The sequence below is a fragment of the Shewanella kaireitica genome, from assembly GCF_023284045.1.
GTDB lineage: Bacteria > Pseudomonadota > Gammaproteobacteria > Enterobacterales > Shewanellaceae > Shewanella > Shewanella kaireitica.
In genome coordinates, this window is the sequence record NZ_JAKIKQ010000003.1 from 193,318 (window position 1) to 208,730 (window position 15,413).

Genomic DNA, 15,413 nt, shown 5'->3' on the forward strand with positions numbered 1-15,413 from the left:
CCCATAAAGTAATTATATAGTGTCAAGGTTAACCAACCTTTAATATCGCTTGAAAAAACAATAGAGGTAGCCATTTTTGTGGACAAGATAATGCTAGTCGTCGACTTCTTTCTCGAGCACAAACTCCTATTAACGGTGTTAATCATCGTACTTATCTCGCTAGTGAAGCGTTTTATCATTTCGCGGATTAGAGGCGACGTCGCATTCCTGTCTGATGTACAACGTAAATGGATGTCACGCACCAAAAACAGCACCTTTTTTATCATCGTCATGATTTTATTCATGCTATGGCAAACCGAAATAAGCAAGTTTGCCCTATCTGTTACCGCGATAGCTATCGCTTTCGTGGTCGCGTCTAAAGAGATCATTCTTTGCTTTACCGGTTCGATTCAGCGGGCAAGTTCTCGCTCATTTGTGATCGGCGATTGGATTGAAGTTGGCAAGATTTGTGGTGAAGTGATAGAGCACAATCTAATGGCCACAGTGATTCAAGAGATCGACTTGCACCATGGTCAATACCATTTCACAGGAAAGACAGCCACCTTGCCTAACAGCATGTTTTTCACCTATGCCGTAAAAAATCTAAACTTTATGAAACGCTATGTTTACCATAGCTTTAATATCACAGTGGTTGAATTTGTTAATCTTTACCCGCTATTCCCAGCACTTACCAGCCAAATAGAGCAGCATTGTGAAGACTTTAATGAAGTGGCAAAGCGGTACAACAACATCATTGAAAAACATGCTGGTGTAGATCTACCCGGTAGTGAACCCCATATCCACGTCAACAGCGGTCCCGCTGGCGAGCAATTAGTGCATATTATGATTTTCTGTCCGACAGAGCGAGCCATACACCTTGAGCAACAGATAAGAGAAGATTTTATGATTGCCTACCATCAAGCTTTTGGACTAAAAGAGGCACATACTGAACAATCAGCGGTTACTATATAGACTTTATTACTATTGTTACCTTATAAAACAAAGGTATAGTGATCAGTCTTTATGCTTACAAAATAGCTGGAAAATCGACTAATTTGCTCAGTTCATTCAGCAGCACCAAAGGATAGCAAAGGTTCAATTCTCGCTTATCAAATACTTAAACGATAAAACAAAGGAATGTATATGAGATATTTACTGCTTATCGCGTTAGCTATGATGACAATATCAACGACGAGTTTCGCTAGGAGTAAGAATGTGTACGGGGAGGTGCTAGTAACAAACATCAGCCCAGCCGATAATGCTCTTTGGAAACGCGAAAACACAGCCCCCCCTCATTATCCGATGGAGCTGGCACGTGAAGGACTTCAAGGCTGCACCGTGTTATCTTTTGATATTTCAGAATCTGGTAAAGCTAAGAATATAGAGGCTATTCAATCAGTACCGCACAGAAGCCTCGGTAAATATTCTAGAAAAATGCTAAAGAAGTGGAAATGGATTCCAGTTTCAACAGCGGGTGAAGCTAAGACAGAAAAAAGAACATTACGACTCGACTTCTGTATAGATGATCAATCATCCGAACAAACACTACAAATGTGCCAACAGCAAACTCAACTTGCCTGCAATACCAATTAAAGATATCAAATCAACATAAGCACACCAAGTCTCATACCGCTCCCTTTAAAGCTACGCATCTAAAAGGGAGCAAAGCTAACGTTACTAGGGGCTGTTGATCTTTCGAGCTTAGTTTTTGTTCGGTTCTTTATCGTAAGGAATAATGCTTCTAGTACAAGGCTTGAGCGATAAAGCTTAGCTAGCTAAGTGAAAAGCTCAAAACACATTCTAGTCATAAAAGAATAGAAGCATTGAATCGAACCCAAAGGGCCGCGTTTCTTGGCTATTTTTACTGTGTTGTAGACTATTTGTGGAGAATAACTAAACGGCATAGCCTCCGCCTTGTCAAAATAGCCAATAAACTGCGGCAAAAACAACCGTGAAAAATCAACAGCCCCTAATATATCCCTTGATTAAAGTCCATTAAACTCCCACTGAACCCAGCATCTTCATGTAGAACAGGTATACTATTGTTTATACATTCTATTTATCATCAACATCGAGTACCTAATGGAAGCTGAGCTACTTGAAATTCGAAATTTCATTCGCCAATACCCACCGTTTGATCAGCTGCCAGAAGAGGCATTAATCGACGTATCGAAAAGTGTCGAGATCTCCTATTACCGCGCAGACAACATGATCATCGAGTTTGGTGATGAGATCCACGATTTGTTTATGATCCGCAGTGGTGTTGTTGAAATTTATCGTCGTACTGGCGAGCTCTATAACCGTCTTGACCAGGGCGGCTTATTTGGACAGATGGGGCTACTAACCCGTAATAAGGTTCGCTTTCCTGCAAAATCTGTAAAAGACACTTTGCTGTACTGCATTCCTGAAAGTGTTTTTGGTGAGCTTTGTGAGCAGTACGACGCCTTTGCAGACTTTGTAGAAGTTGAAGGCAGTATTCGATTACAGCAAGCTGTTGAAGATAATAGTGACGATGCCAATTCACTAACCACCTCTAAAGTAAAAACCTTACTCAGTGGCGCGCCAGTCATGCTGCCGATTAATACCACTGTTCAAGGTGTTGCTAGCATTATGTCAGAGGAGAATGTCTCGGCTGCTATTATTCATGATCCTAACCTTGCTGATGAGGGCGGCAACAGCTTTGTCGGTATCATTACAGTTCGAGATCTCTGCGCTAAAGTGATTGCTGAAGGCTTAGACGTTGATACGCCGGTAGTTGAAGTGATGTCGACTGAACTTATCTCTTTAGATCACAACGCCTATATTTTCGAAGCAATGCTATTAATGCTTAGATACAACGTCCATCACCTACCGATATTAAAAAACAAGCAACCTATTGGCTTAATAGAAGTCACCGACATTATTCGTTATGAGTCTCAAAACAGTTTATTGATTGTCAGTAGTATATTTCAGCAAAACAGTATTGATGACCTCATTGTGCTATCCAGTCAGCTCAAGGATTGCTTTGTACGTATGGTAAACGAAGATGCCAACTCACACATGGTTGGACGCGCGATGTCAGAGATAGGCAGAAGCTTTAAGCAGCGCTTATTAGAGTTAGCAGAAGAAAAGCTTGGCCCTCCTCCAGTCCCGTACTGCTTCTTAGCTTTGGGCTCGATGGCTCGTGACGAGCAGCTAATTGTAACCGATCAAGATAACGCCATTATTCTCGATAACGACTACTCAGAATCGCTTCATGGTGAGTACTTTAGAGAACTCGCCACCTTTGTGTGTGATGGATTAGCCGCCTGCGGCTATACCTATTGCACTGGTGATATCATGGCCACTAACCCTGAATATCGAAAAACACAATCACAATGGGAGGAGTGTTTCGCCGATTGGATTGAAAACCCAAATCCACAAGCTTTGCTAAATAGCTCAATCTTTTTCGATCTTTATGGCGTCTATGGCAGACCTAAATGGGCGGAACAGTTAAACGCCTTTATTTTAAGAAAAGCGAAAAAGAACAACCGCTTTTTAGCTTGCCTTGCTAGAAATGCGATTAACCGCACGCCACCGCTGGGATTTTTTAAAGATTTCGTGATGGAAAAAGATGGCAGACACAACAACTCAATTAACCTAAAAAGGCGCGGTACTGCACCATTGGCGGATCTGATTCGTGTGCATGCGCTTGCTATTGGTTCTCAATCACAAAACTCTTTTGATCGATTGGAAGACATTATTGAGGCTGGTATTTTACCACCGTTAAAGGGCAAAGACCTGCAACATGCTATGGAGTTCATCTCCTTAGTGCGTATCCGCCATCAGGCACTCGATATTGAGGCAGAACAGGAGCCTGATAACAATATTGAACCTGAAAACATGTCCGACTTTGAAAGGCGAAATCTAAAGGACGCTTTTTTAGTACTAAGCAGCGCGCAAAACTTTTTAAAATTCCGCTACAGTGCCAACAGTATGCAGGGGTAAATGATGCAAAACTTCACCAACCAAGAGGTGTTGAACTGGAAAGCATTTCTGCAAATTAAAGCGCAAGAAAGTAAAGATAGTCGCCTCACCAATTTTTACAATGTCAGCACCTATCATGGTGAAACAGCGCTGAAAGATATTAAGTTTGTCGCCTTAGACTTTGAAACTACAGGTCTTGATGCCAATGAGAACAGCATCATCAGTATTGGTTTAGTACCATTCACTCTGCGACGTATTGCCTGTCGCCAAGCTAAACACTGGTTTATTACCCCAGAGGACAAGCTCAAGGAAGATTCAGTTATCATCCACGGGATCACCCATTCCGACCTGAAAGGCGCGCCGGATCTGCTGCGAATATTGGAGCAACTCTTAGACGAGCTAGCGGGTAAGATAGTCGTGGTGCATTATCGCAGAATTGAACGGGACTTTTTCGATGCTGCACTGCGAAGTCTAATCAATGAAGGCATTGTTTTCCCCGTTGTTGATACCATGCAAATTGAAGCTGATGTTCAACAAGCCAAACCAAAGCGCTTTTTAGATTGGTTTAAAAAAGGCCGCCCCGAATCAATTCGCCTGGCCAATAGTCGTACTCGCTATAACCTACCGACCTATCCACCACACGATGCACTCACAGATGCTATTGCAACTGCTGAGTTACTGCAGGCACAGATCTATCACCACTTCAGCCCTGAGACCCCTATCAAAAAGCTTTGGCTATAATAGCTCGATATTAAACCTATAAAAAATAAAAAAGGCCGTATGATAAATCACACGGCCTTTTTTGCTAATCTACATTCAGCTTAACGAAAGCGCTTCTCTGTACGTAGTCCCAAGATCAGACTGACACACATTACCAATAAAATAATGGTGAATGGTAAGGCAGTAGAAATGGCGCCAGCTTGCAAGGCTTCAATGGCTTCTGTGCCACCAACCCAAACAAGACCAGCAGCGATAGCTCCCTCAATAAAGGCCCAAAATACGCGCTGAGGCACTGGCGCATCAACTTTACCACCCGAAGTAATGCTATCAATCACTAATGAGCCTGAGTCCGATGAGGTCACAAAAAAGACCAATACCAATACAACAGCAAGCAAAGACAAGATATTACCCATTGGTAAAGCATCAAACATTTGGAACATTGCTAATGGTACTTCAGTTAAACCTTTCTCGCCTAAGGTACCTATTTTATTAGTGATTTGATCAATCGCAACGCCACCAAACACAGACATCCACAGCGTGGTCACTACGGTAGGGACAATCAGTACTGCCGTCATAAACTCACGAATTGTGCGTCCACGAGAAATACGTGCGATAAACATGCCCACAAAAGGAGACCATGAGATCCACCACGCCCAGTAGAATACTGTCCAGCCATGCATCCAAGCTTCATCTTCTCGGCCACTTGGGTTACTCAACGGAATAATATTTTCAATGTAGCCCATTACTGTTGTCGGGATCGTGCCCATTGATACTGCAAAGGTCACCAAGGCAACAAACAGCACTAAAGCTGCCGCTAGTAGCATATTGACATTACTGATGATTTTTACGCCACCATCAATGCCACGAATAACCGAAACAACAGCCAACAGGGTGACGATAAAGATAATCGCTATTTGCAACATTAAGCCGTTATCCATGCCGAACACATGATGGAAACCGCTTGCAGCTTGTTGAGCGCCAAGCCCTAGCGATGTTGCTAAACCAAACAGGGTCGCAAGCACCGCTAAGATGTCAACAACATGTCCAGGCCAACCCCAAGTACGATCACCTAAAATAGGGTAAAACACCGAGCGCATTGAGAGCGGCAAGCCTTTGTTGTAAGCAAAAAATGCTAACGACAATGACACAACACCGTAAATGGCCCATGGGTGTAGTCCCCAATGGTACATGGTGGCACCAAGGGCTAATTTCGCAGCTTCTGGCGTATTTGGCGTGACATTCAGCGGAGTTTCATACCAACCGGTAAAGTACGCAGCAGGCTCTGCGACACCCCAAAACATAAGGCCAATACCCATGCCAGCAGCGAACAACATCGCAACCCAAGACATCATCGAGTAATCCGTTTTGGCTTCGTCGCCACCTAAGCGGATTTTACCAAACGGAGAGACAATCATGGCTAAACAGAACACCACGAAAATATTGGCAGACCACATAAACAAACCATCAAATGCACCAATGATTTTCCATTTTATGCCGTCTAATGCAGCTTTAGAGGTTTCAGGGTCGACCACTAATATCGCTATTAAGAAGAGTCCAATTAAGGAAGCGCTGATCCCGAAAACAGGGTTGTGAACATCGAACCCCCACTTTTGAATGTTATCTTGTCCGACTGTGTAATCGGTATTATCAATACTATATTTATCTTTTTTAATATTCATTGATCCTCGTTTAGAACGAATTTCATTCGAAAAATGTGGGTTTATTTTACTTTATTTGACGATAACTTGCAGCTTATAGATTCCTAACAAACGCGTCACATGTCACTTTACAGACTATAGCTTAGCAGTTGTGAGTTAATTGATTTAGTTTGATTTAGTTTGAAATACCAAAATATTTTACTTTAAGACATGTTAAATAGGTGTATATACGCTAAATCATACTTAGCTAAACCAACAAGTATGCCTATCTTTAATACTAAAATTGCGGATTAGATAGTCTTAACAACAAACCGTTGAACGACCAATCCAGCTTGGGTGATTTCAGAATCAAGCTTTCCGCCGCAGGCTTTTATCATATTCGCTGATGCGAGGTTGTGTTTATGACAATGAATATGAATAGACGACACATTCATCTGGACTAGATAGCGAATGGACATTTGCATTAGCTGTACTCCAATACCCTTGCCTCGGTATGAAGGCCTTATGCCTAAACCAATATGACCGCCACAGTATTTAATTGCATCATTGAGGCGATGCCGAATATTAGTGACTCCGACAATCTGTTCATCATCCACTAACCACAGCGTGGAGCTTTGAACATAACCATCGGGTAGGTTAATACCTTGGGCAAAGTCATTTAGCCGTGTGAGCAATTGCTCAAAATCATCGGACTCGAAATCGAGGGGAAACGGATAACGCTCTTCATCGCCCAACTCTTTAATGTACTCTCGATAACTCTGTTCATAAGCGGCTGATGGGATAACAAGCTTCAATAGAACCTCCGAGATTAGGCTTAGTTAAATGTACAAATATTTGCTGATCACATTGGACTGCTGGCAGCTGCAGCCATAACTTCATGTTGAGCAATATCTTTAAATACAATTGTTGAGGCTGCTAATGTATTTTCACCTTGGTAGACTGCAACATCTCTAGCCCCTGCGCCTAACGCCATTTCCCGCAGCGCTCTAATTTCAATCATGGTTAAGCCACCCTCTGTTTTCTCCATGGGATGAACAATGATTACTGGCGCCGATAACGTCAATTTGTTTCCGCCGAGTTTTTGTATGATCTGTTTCAATAAAAGCTCAGCAATAAAAAAATCACGCAAAAGGGTTCTCGGATGAGAAAACGGATTTACGGCATCAACATAGGCTTGGTTACCAAATGCGACAACGTCCAATTTGCCATTTTTTAAGCTATTAAACTGAAGTAACGGCTGCTCATCAAACACATTATTGCTGTCGATATCGACGGCTCTAATGCGATTTTCCCATATTTGAACATATAGAGTAGTGCCGAGCTTTTTGGTAAAACGGCTAAACATAAATCAATCCTTTGTTGAAACGACACTATCTACAATATCGACTGGCGCCATTTCCACAACTCTCTTAGCAAAAATGAAAACTGCGGTTAGTGGCTACTTTGGTGACCACTTTATCTGAAACTCAATCTCTTCTTCATCGTCGCTGCGCTCATGTTCAACCGTGTACTCCGCGCGAACAGGCACATAAACTCGCTCACCTGCAATTTGTATTTCAAATTTATCACCAGTCTCTAATGCGTCAGCTAGACGTCTTAATTTGGCTGCAAACTCTGCGTTTGTATAGCCTTTTTCGATATCTCTTTTTGGTTTAACAGTCATCATTTACCCCTTATCTTTGTTGGCTAATTCAATCTTCAGCATTCAATCTAGTTTCTTCCATAACTCTTGCTCTTTTAACTCACCATTTTCAACCCGCTGTGTTTGCCACTTATCCCCTTTTATCTCATAAGTGAAAGCGAAAGGCTTATCTGGTGCAACACCAAAGGAGTTTAGCTGTGGGTATTCAATATAATCGGTTTCACTATAGGTATAGCTGCCAGTGCCGGCAGCCCAAAACTCTTGCTTAGGTTTATCAAGAGTGCCAACATTCTTCATGGTGGTAAAACTAAAGTGGGAGGCTGAGATAACTTTAATAGCGCTTAATTTCAAGTCACCGTAATGTATCCACTTGCCTTTGCCATCAAGGTACTTTCCAGACACAAGTTGCCAGCTGCCAACAAAGGGATTGTCCGCCGCAAGCGTTGAAGTTTGAACACCAAGTAATGCAGCTATTACTAACGTTATTCGCAAATAGAGATGTTTCATTTTTTTTCCTTAAAATGCAACCAGTATATAAAGCTCAATTAATCATAAACTTCATCAATTCCTTCAAGCTTTACCCAATCATGACAGCGGTCTTGATAAACCACCACACTAGGCGCTGCAAGCTGGGATTTATGCACCGCATCATCGGCAAAATTGCCTAATGGAATAGCAACCACGTCCGGCATAATATCCATGGTGAACCACAGATTTCCGCCACAATGAGGGCAAAACTCAAAAGTTATCGTCGCACCATCATCGCCAACACGTTGATAGTGATGACTGACACCAGTAAAAGAGACTTGCTTTAATGAGTAACGGGCTTGCACACCAAAAGCGCTACCAGTACGTTTTTGGCAGGCATTGCAATGACACACGGAAACCCGAATGGGATCACCGCTTACAGATAGGGATAATTGGCCACAATTGCAGCTGGCTGTTTGCATAACTCTACTCCTTGAGTTGCGACTTGAATGCGATTGAAATAAAGCTTTAAGCTAACGACTTTTTAAGCCGCTGCATACCCTCATCTATACTAACAATCGCGTTGTAGCCTAGATCAGCCTTAGCAGCACCAATATCAAAATAGTGACTCGTTGAAAGTTGTCGGGCGACAAAGCGAGTCATGATAGGCTCTTCTGTCTTACCCAATAAGCTATATATCGATTCAAGCAACGCGCCCACGCCATAAGCAACCGCAGTAGGCACTCGCTTACTAACAGCTGGCAGGCCTTTGCAATCAAGAATTTTATTTAACATAGCTGCCATAGTAATGGGCTGATCATTACTCAAGTAATAAGCTTTACCTGCACACTTAGCCTGTACTTCGTGCGCACTGGCAACGCATAACTTCTCAGCCGCTAAAATATGGGCATAAGCAGCATTACCGACATAAATGGTATCAACCAATTTATCTTGCTTACCCACAAGCTTTAAACGCCCCGCTTTGGCACGTTCAAGTACCCGCGGCACCAAATGTGGATCGCCCGGTCCCCAAATAAGATGCGGCCTTAACGATACCGTTTGCAATTTATCACCAGCTATCGTGGCATCACCATTAGCCGCTATCATCATCTTCTCAGCAACCGCTTTAGATTCACCGTAAAAATTGAGGTACTTATCAGCATAAGGCGCAGACTCATCGCAACCGTTTTCATCAACACCGGCAAAGGTCACACTTGGGGTACTGGTATAGATAAGCTTACTGATATTGGTCTTTTTACACGCGTTGATGATGTACTGAGCCCCATCAACATTGGGTGAGTAATAGCTTTGTTTACTGCCCCAAACTCCGGCTTTAGACGCAACATGAAATACAATGTCACAACTTTGCATCGCAGCCATTACAGCCGACTCATCAGCTAGGTCGCCCTTGACCATCGTCACTCCCATTGCAGAGAGCTGCGGATAATCACCACGGGCAAAGCCTGTCACTTTAATGCCGACAGCCAACAAACGCTCACAAATGGCTTTACCTAAAAAGCCACCCGCGCCAGTCACAAATGCATGGGATGCGTACTGTTTTAAATTGGTGAGTGCAACTTGCTCGGCTTGAGCAAAATCACTTAGCACGGGAGTATTTGCGTTATAGTCAGACACAATCAACTATTCCTTGATCTGTTTCTGGGCCCAAACGGCCAATTTCTCTCTAAATATTTTGGCGTTGTGACGAATATCAACCGGAAAATCTGCATGGATAAGGAAACGTTCTATCCCTTGGGTGTAGCTATGTTGCTCTGCCAGTTGTCTAAGCTCAGCATATAATACCGCTGAGTTTGCACACGCCAAAGACTGATTGAGTTCAATACAAACTAACGGTGTTACGTTACCTGCAACAGTAACCCCCACTAGCGCACTTCGTTTAATATCAGGGTGTGTATTAAAAATACGCTCAGTTGGGATAGAGTAGTAACGCTGTATGTTGTCACCAGCGGTTGTTGCATCAACTCGGTGCGCCTTACGGCCACACATCCATAACAATCCATTGTCGTCCAGATAGCCTAGATCGCCCATACGGTGACGAACATCATCGCCATCGATGATTTTAGCGGCCTGAGTAGCACTATCTCGTTGATAATATGCACGGCTCACCATTGGGCCTTTTACCACTATTTCACCGATTTGATTGGCCGCAAGCGTTAGCTCATCATGCCACTGGTTAATCGGGCTTTCATCAATATCAATAATAGTTATATCAACGCCATCAATGGGGCTACCCACACAGATCCCACCACCATTGTCAGTGACATCCGTCGTCTCAAATAGGGCCTTGCTGCCAATTTTACTTAACGGCAGCGATTCAGTCGCGCCATAAGAGTTAAGCACCTCAACATCGTGATTGAGCATACTGCTAAAACGTTTTATTGATGATATCGTGGCGGGAGCTCCCGCGGAGATAACCCGTTTAATGCTGCCTAATTGATGATTAGTCAGCCTTCCAGCTTGCCCTAAACGCTCTATTAGCGCGGGATTAACAAACATATTGCTGCACTGATACTTATCAATGGCAGCAAAGATAAAATCGGGGTTTGCGGTTATCGGCTTGCTGGCATCCATATCAGGCACAATAGAAGCCATGCCAAGAGCTGGACCGAATAACGAGAATAACGGAAACGTGGCTAAATCACGCTCACCCGTTTTAATGGCGTAATCATGTTTAAGTGCGCTAATTTGCGCCTCAAACATCTTATGTGAGTAGACCACGCCTTTTGGGGTGCCAGTGCTGCCGCTGGTAAACAATATTGCCGCCATGGCGTCTTTTGCGAGCCATTGCATTTCAAACGGTTTATCTTCAGTAACCTGGCTGACAATATGCTCAAGTCGAACTGCGCCAGTTATTACGCTAGCAAGCTTACCACCACTGACAGTGATTAAGTGTTTAACGCTACCTTTCGCCCAGCCAAATAAACGCCTAGCAACATGGGCTTTAGGGATGCCAATAAATACATCTGGTTTTGCTTCAATAAAACACTGTTTGAGGTTTTTAACCCCCATACCAGGATCAACCAAGATAGGGATGATCCCCGCTTTAAATAACGCAAAAGTTAAACAGAAAAAGTCGATACTCGGTGTAACCATCAATACCGATTTCATACCGGGCTTTAGCCCAAACTGAATAAGCGCCGCCGCTATGCGGTCACTTTGGGTATTAAGCGTTTGAAAGTCCATCTCTTCATAGCTTAAGCCCGCAACGGACTGGCCATGCGAGTGTTGCACCGCAACCGCAAGAGAGTCGGGAGTATTGTTAGCAGCATTAACCAAGTGACGACAAAGGTTAGCTCCTACCTGCTGGCTCTCAAGCGATTTGTTCATCGTTTTTTAAGCCACCGAGTCTTGGACAGCTTCAATGCTATTTTCATCGATAAAGGTTTTTACATGCGCAATCACTTCATCAGATGCATCTTCTAAAATGTAATGACCACAGTCTGCAAATTCATGCACGGTTGCATGGGGCATTCTCTGTTTCCACTCATCAAGGAAGTGCTTATCAAATACAAAGTCTTGTAGACCCCAACAGATAACGGTTGGCACCTTGGCAAACTTATCTAAACTTGCAGCAATGTCGGACACCATCTCGTAGTTACGATCGCCCGGTTTTAACGGGATATCCTGTACAAAACGTAAAGTAGAGATACGATTAGCCCACGAGTTAAATGGCGCGACATAGGCCTCACGGATATCTTTATGCATAGGCTTACGCTTAACGCCAACGTAGGATGCTGCTGATGAGAAAGCGTTAAAACCACGCACTAAACAAGTACCGAGTAACGTATTGCGGCAAATTGATAGCGCCCATGGAAAAGGCTTAGATTCTGGCAGGTGGAACGCGCCAGTGTTTAAAATCACCAAACGCTTAATGCGCTCAGGATAACGGGCCGCATAACCCATACCAATCATTCCACCCCAGTCGTGAACTACCAGCGTGATATTATCTTTTACATCAAGATGCTCAAGCAGCGCTTCAAGATCGTCAATACGGCTCTTAAGGGTATAATCATAGCCGCTATCATCTGGCTTATCAGATAAGCCACAACCAATGTGATCAGGGACAATACACTGATGCTTGTCGCTCAATGCACTAATAAGATTTCGGTAGTAGAACGACCAACTTGGATTGCCGTGAACCATGACAACAGGATCACCAGAGCCTTCGTTGACGTATTGAAGTTTATTGCCGTTTCTATCTAAATAATTACGTTTAAATGGGTGCAGAGTGTCTAACATGACGCTTCCTATAATTCTTTACTGAGCTTATCTATGTAGGGCTAGCTAGCAGTGTTTAACTGCTAGTGTATTCAATTACCACTTCAGCCCTAGCATCATGCAGTTTAAGCCACTGCCTATACCTAAAAAGCTCACTTGGTCGCCCGTTTTCAAGAAACCTTGATCGTGCGCCATCGCAGCGGTAACAGGTAAAGAAACCGTGCCCATATTGCCCAATAGTTTGTAGGTAGGAAACTCTTTCTCTTCTGGAATATTCAGTGCTTCAAGTACATTGCGACGATTCGATGAGCCGACTTGGTGACAAATCACCTTATCGACTTGCTCTACCAACCAATCGCGCTGATCTAAGAAGTGCGTCCAAGTATGACGTGCAAGTTCGACACCCTCTTTCAATAGTGCTACGCCATTGGTACGCATAAACTCCCGGTATAATTGTGGTCCAGCTTCTTCAAGACCCCACTGACATAAATCGTAATGCTGCGGTGCAGACAAATGACTTGCACCTAACAACTGATGCTGACGAGCGCCTTTTAAACCCAAGCTACCATCAGTCAGTAACACAGCAACAGCGCCTGAACCACCGGTTAGCGTGGCCAGTGACTGAGCAAAATTCTGCATGGTTGGTTCAGCCAGCATTTTATCGATAGTGATATCAACAATATGACGCGCGGATTCACATGAGACCACTAAGCCTGCTTTGATCTGCCCCAGCTCGATACGGTTTGCAATATCAAGGATACCCGACAGCACGCCTAGACAAGCATTACTGATATCGTAAATGGCGGTGTCTTTGGAAACGCCCAATTCAGCGGCAATACGACATGCGGTAGCAGGTTCATGTTGATCACGACAAACACCGGTGTAAACCACCGCGCCTAAATCGCTGATCTGAACATCAGTTTCATTAATTGCCTTATGCGCCGCCGCCAAAGCTCCATCAGAAAGTCGATGCCCTTTTGGCCACCAGCGTCTTTCATGGATCCCTGTCAATGTAGCAAGTTGCCCCATTGGGATACGAAACTTTTTGTATAACGGCGCTAAACGAGATTCAAGTTCTGAAGTCGAGACAACTTCAGGCGCTAATTCGTAGGCCATGCTATTGATAAAAACGCGGGAATATTTCATGAAACTTAATTTAATCGCTCACTGCATTGGTTAAATATCAACCAACATAGATAATTATTTATTATTAACCAGCCATTTGAGCAAGAAAAAGCCGATGATTCAATAAAAAACCTCACATCTGAGACCTTTTAATACGCTATATCATCGGCTTTTCTATAAAAATGGCACTACTTTCACACCTAATTCAATCACAGCAGACTTAATTACAACTTAATAAACAATTTGTTACGCACTTATTAAATTACAAATCTACAGTTTTTCTATTTAAATGCACTAATTAGCGCATTTCGAGGGCTAACACTGTTTGCACAAAATTCACTCAACTCAACTCGGTAGCCACACTCTTCAAGATAGCAAACGCGGTCAAGTAACAGCCACTTTTCGAGAACCGCTCTAAACAGATGCGCCACTATATCTATTCGGCGAGTCAGTCGCTGTCGCTCATATCCCAATGCTTGATAATGTGCCCAATCTATCGACTCATTTAAAGCCACTTGTTTGCTAGCAGCAGCCCAGCGACAAAAAGCCTCAAAAGAGCCATTTAGCTGACTCTGCTTTATAGCCGGAACAGGCAGGTACTCGTCAACTTGGCGCATTTCTCGCTGTAATGAATCAAAAGCTAGTCGCCACGCCATCTCTTGTAAGCGGTATTGCTTGTGTTTCTCACTCGCTATCGTGCTTTGCTGCAGTGGCAACTGCAGATCTGCTCGGCTCAATAAGAGCTCACTTTCTTTAGCGACGTTAGACAGTGGCTGATAGGTCTTAGCCTTAATAAGGTGGTAGCAACATGGTGATATCACCAGCTGCTTAGTCCCGGCTTGTGTAGCATGTTTAAGCAAAGTGACATGTAGATCGCCACACGCATGTAGCGCCACTGCAAGTTGTTCTTTTTTAAGCTGCTGTTGCTGTGCATCAAACGCATCAGCGCATATAAAGCGCTGTGGCAGTCGCCATTTATCGGCGAACTGTTGGCCTGCATCACATAAGTTCTGCTGCCATTCTAAACTGGTAACACTGCGCTGATTTAACTTAGCAATCAAGCGACCTAGATGACCTTTACCTGCGCACCATTCAAGCACAGGTAGATTACTTTCCGGTATCTTCGCCGAAAATGCGGCTATCTGCTGCCATTTTCGGCCTTTAATATGTGCACTGAAATGAGCCATATCATCAAAATCAAGCAAGGGTTCTATGGCGGTAGCTGTTGTAAACGAGCTCGGCAACAGTAAATTTAAGTCCCAATCGTTACCTTTCGCCAATAAATCTTTTTGCAGCGATGGCAACAGCAACTCACTAAGACGTGACTGACAAGTATCAATTTCATCGAGTTCAATGTCAGCTAGCTGCCACACCGTTTCAGCAAGAGTCGGAAATGTCTCCGCCCAAGGTAACTGTGTACACTCAAAACTGCGATTCTGCCACAGTGGGCGACTGGCACAGAGTAAGCGATCAAGTTGCTTCAATTGAGCGGCAAAGCTGAGTGTATGGCTATTTTTTTGCGGCATATTCAATAATGGTTAATTCAACGATGAAAGTGTAATACACGCAACTTCAATACTGACGACTTTAATATTGAGCACTTAAATATTCGCGGCTTAATACTTGCTGGCATATAG

General features: G+C 43.5%; 15 protein-coding genes. 4 read left to right on the forward strand and 11 right to left on the reverse strand.

What is annotated here, in order from left to right; all coding sequences use genetic code 11:
* The first annotated feature begins 90 nt into the window (after positions 1–90).
* From L2730_RS05835 to L2730_RS05850, 4 genes are all read left to right on the forward strand, one after another.
* Positions 91–951 (forward strand): mechanosensitive ion channel family protein, encoded by an 861-nt coding sequence (locus L2730_RS05835; protein ID WP_283105667.1) that lies wholly within the window; start codon positions 91–93, stop codon positions 949–951.
* 171 nt (positions 952–1,122) lie between these two features.
* Entirely contained in the window at positions 1,123–1,572 is a 450-nt protein-coding gene (locus L2730_RS05840) for an energy transducer TonB (RefSeq protein WP_248973730.1), read from the forward strand.
* 489 nt (positions 1,573–2,061) lie between these two features.
* Positions 2,062–3,945, forward strand: coding sequence for a DUF294 nucleotidyltransferase-like domain-containing protein (locus tag L2730_RS05845; protein ID WP_248973731.1), 1,884 nt, complete (start codon positions 2,062–2,064; stop codon positions 3,943–3,945).
* A 3-nt stretch (positions 3,946–3,948) separates the two neighbouring features.
* Complete coding sequence (locus tag L2730_RS05850; RefSeq protein ID WP_248973972.1) at positions 3,949–4,665, forward strand: 3'-5' exonuclease; 717 nt, start codon at positions 3,949–3,951, stop codon at positions 4,663–4,665.
* An 80-nt stretch (positions 4,666–4,745) separates the two neighbouring features.
* Here L2730_RS05850 and L2730_RS05855 read toward each other — a convergent pair whose 3' ends face one another.
* The 11 genes from L2730_RS05855 to L2730_RS05905 form a co-directional block, all read right to left on the reverse strand.
* Entirely contained in the window at positions 4,746–6,323 is a 1,578-nt protein-coding gene (locus L2730_RS05855; protein WP_248973732.1) for a BCCT family transporter, read from the reverse strand.
* A 269-nt stretch (positions 6,324–6,592) separates the two neighbouring features.
* Positions 6,593–7,096: a GNAT family N-acetyltransferase gene (locus tag L2730_RS05860; protein ID WP_248973733.1), complete on the reverse strand. Its 504-nt coding sequence runs from the start codon at positions 7,094–7,096 to the stop codon at positions 6,593–6,595.
* A gap of 47 nt (positions 7,097–7,143) precedes the next feature.
* A complete protein-coding gene (locus L2730_RS05865) occupies positions 7,144–7,647 on the reverse strand; it encodes a rod shape-determining protein (RefSeq protein ID WP_248973734.1) in 504 nt (167 codons plus the stop codon).
* 93 nt (positions 7,648–7,740) lie between these two features.
* Positions 7,741–7,968 carry an amphi-Trp domain-containing protein gene (locus L2730_RS05870; protein WP_248973735.1) on the reverse strand — a complete coding sequence of 76 codons (228 nt, stop codon included), beginning with the start codon at positions 7,966–7,968 and terminating at the stop codon, positions 7,741–7,743.
* Positions 7,969–8,007: 39 nt separating this feature from the next.
* Positions 8,008–8,451 carry a hypothetical protein gene (locus tag L2730_RS05875; protein WP_248973736.1) on the reverse strand — a complete coding sequence of 148 codons (444 nt, stop codon included), beginning with the start codon at positions 8,449–8,451 and terminating at the stop codon, positions 8,008–8,010.
* 38 nt (positions 8,452–8,489) lie between these two features.
* Positions 8,490–8,894: a GFA family protein gene (locus tag L2730_RS05880; RefSeq protein ID WP_248973737.1), complete on the reverse strand. Its 405-nt coding sequence runs from the start codon at positions 8,892–8,894 to the stop codon at positions 8,490–8,492.
* 46 nt (positions 8,895–8,940) lie between these two features.
* A complete protein-coding gene (gene oleD, locus L2730_RS05885; RefSeq protein WP_248973738.1) occupies positions 8,941–10,047 on the reverse strand; it encodes a 2-alkyl-3-oxoalkanoate reductase in 1,107 nt (368 codons plus the stop codon).
* Positions 10,048–10,053: 6 nt separating this feature from the next.
* Positions 10,054–11,760, reverse strand: a complete 1,707-nt coding sequence (gene oleC, locus L2730_RS05890; protein WP_248973739.1) for an olefin beta-lactone synthetase — start codon at positions 11,758–11,760, stop codon at positions 10,054–10,056.
* 6 nt (positions 11,761–11,766) lie between these two features.
* Positions 11,767–12,672, reverse strand: a complete 906-nt coding sequence (locus L2730_RS05895) for an alpha/beta fold hydrolase (protein ID WP_248973740.1) — start codon at positions 12,670–12,672, stop codon at positions 11,767–11,769.
* 75 nt (positions 12,673–12,747) lie between these two features.
* Positions 12,748–13,797 (reverse strand): 3-oxoacyl-ACP synthase III, encoded by a 1,050-nt coding sequence (locus L2730_RS05900; protein ID WP_248973741.1) that lies wholly within the window; start codon positions 13,795–13,797, stop codon positions 12,748–12,750.
* 260 nt (positions 13,798–14,057) lie between these two features.
* The gene (locus L2730_RS05905) at positions 14,058–15,302 is read right to left on the reverse strand and encodes a methyltransferase (protein ID WP_248973742.1); all 1,245 of its coding nucleotides are present in this window, start codon (positions 15,300–15,302) and stop codon (positions 14,058–14,060) included.
* Positions 15,303–15,413: the final 111 nt, after the last annotated feature.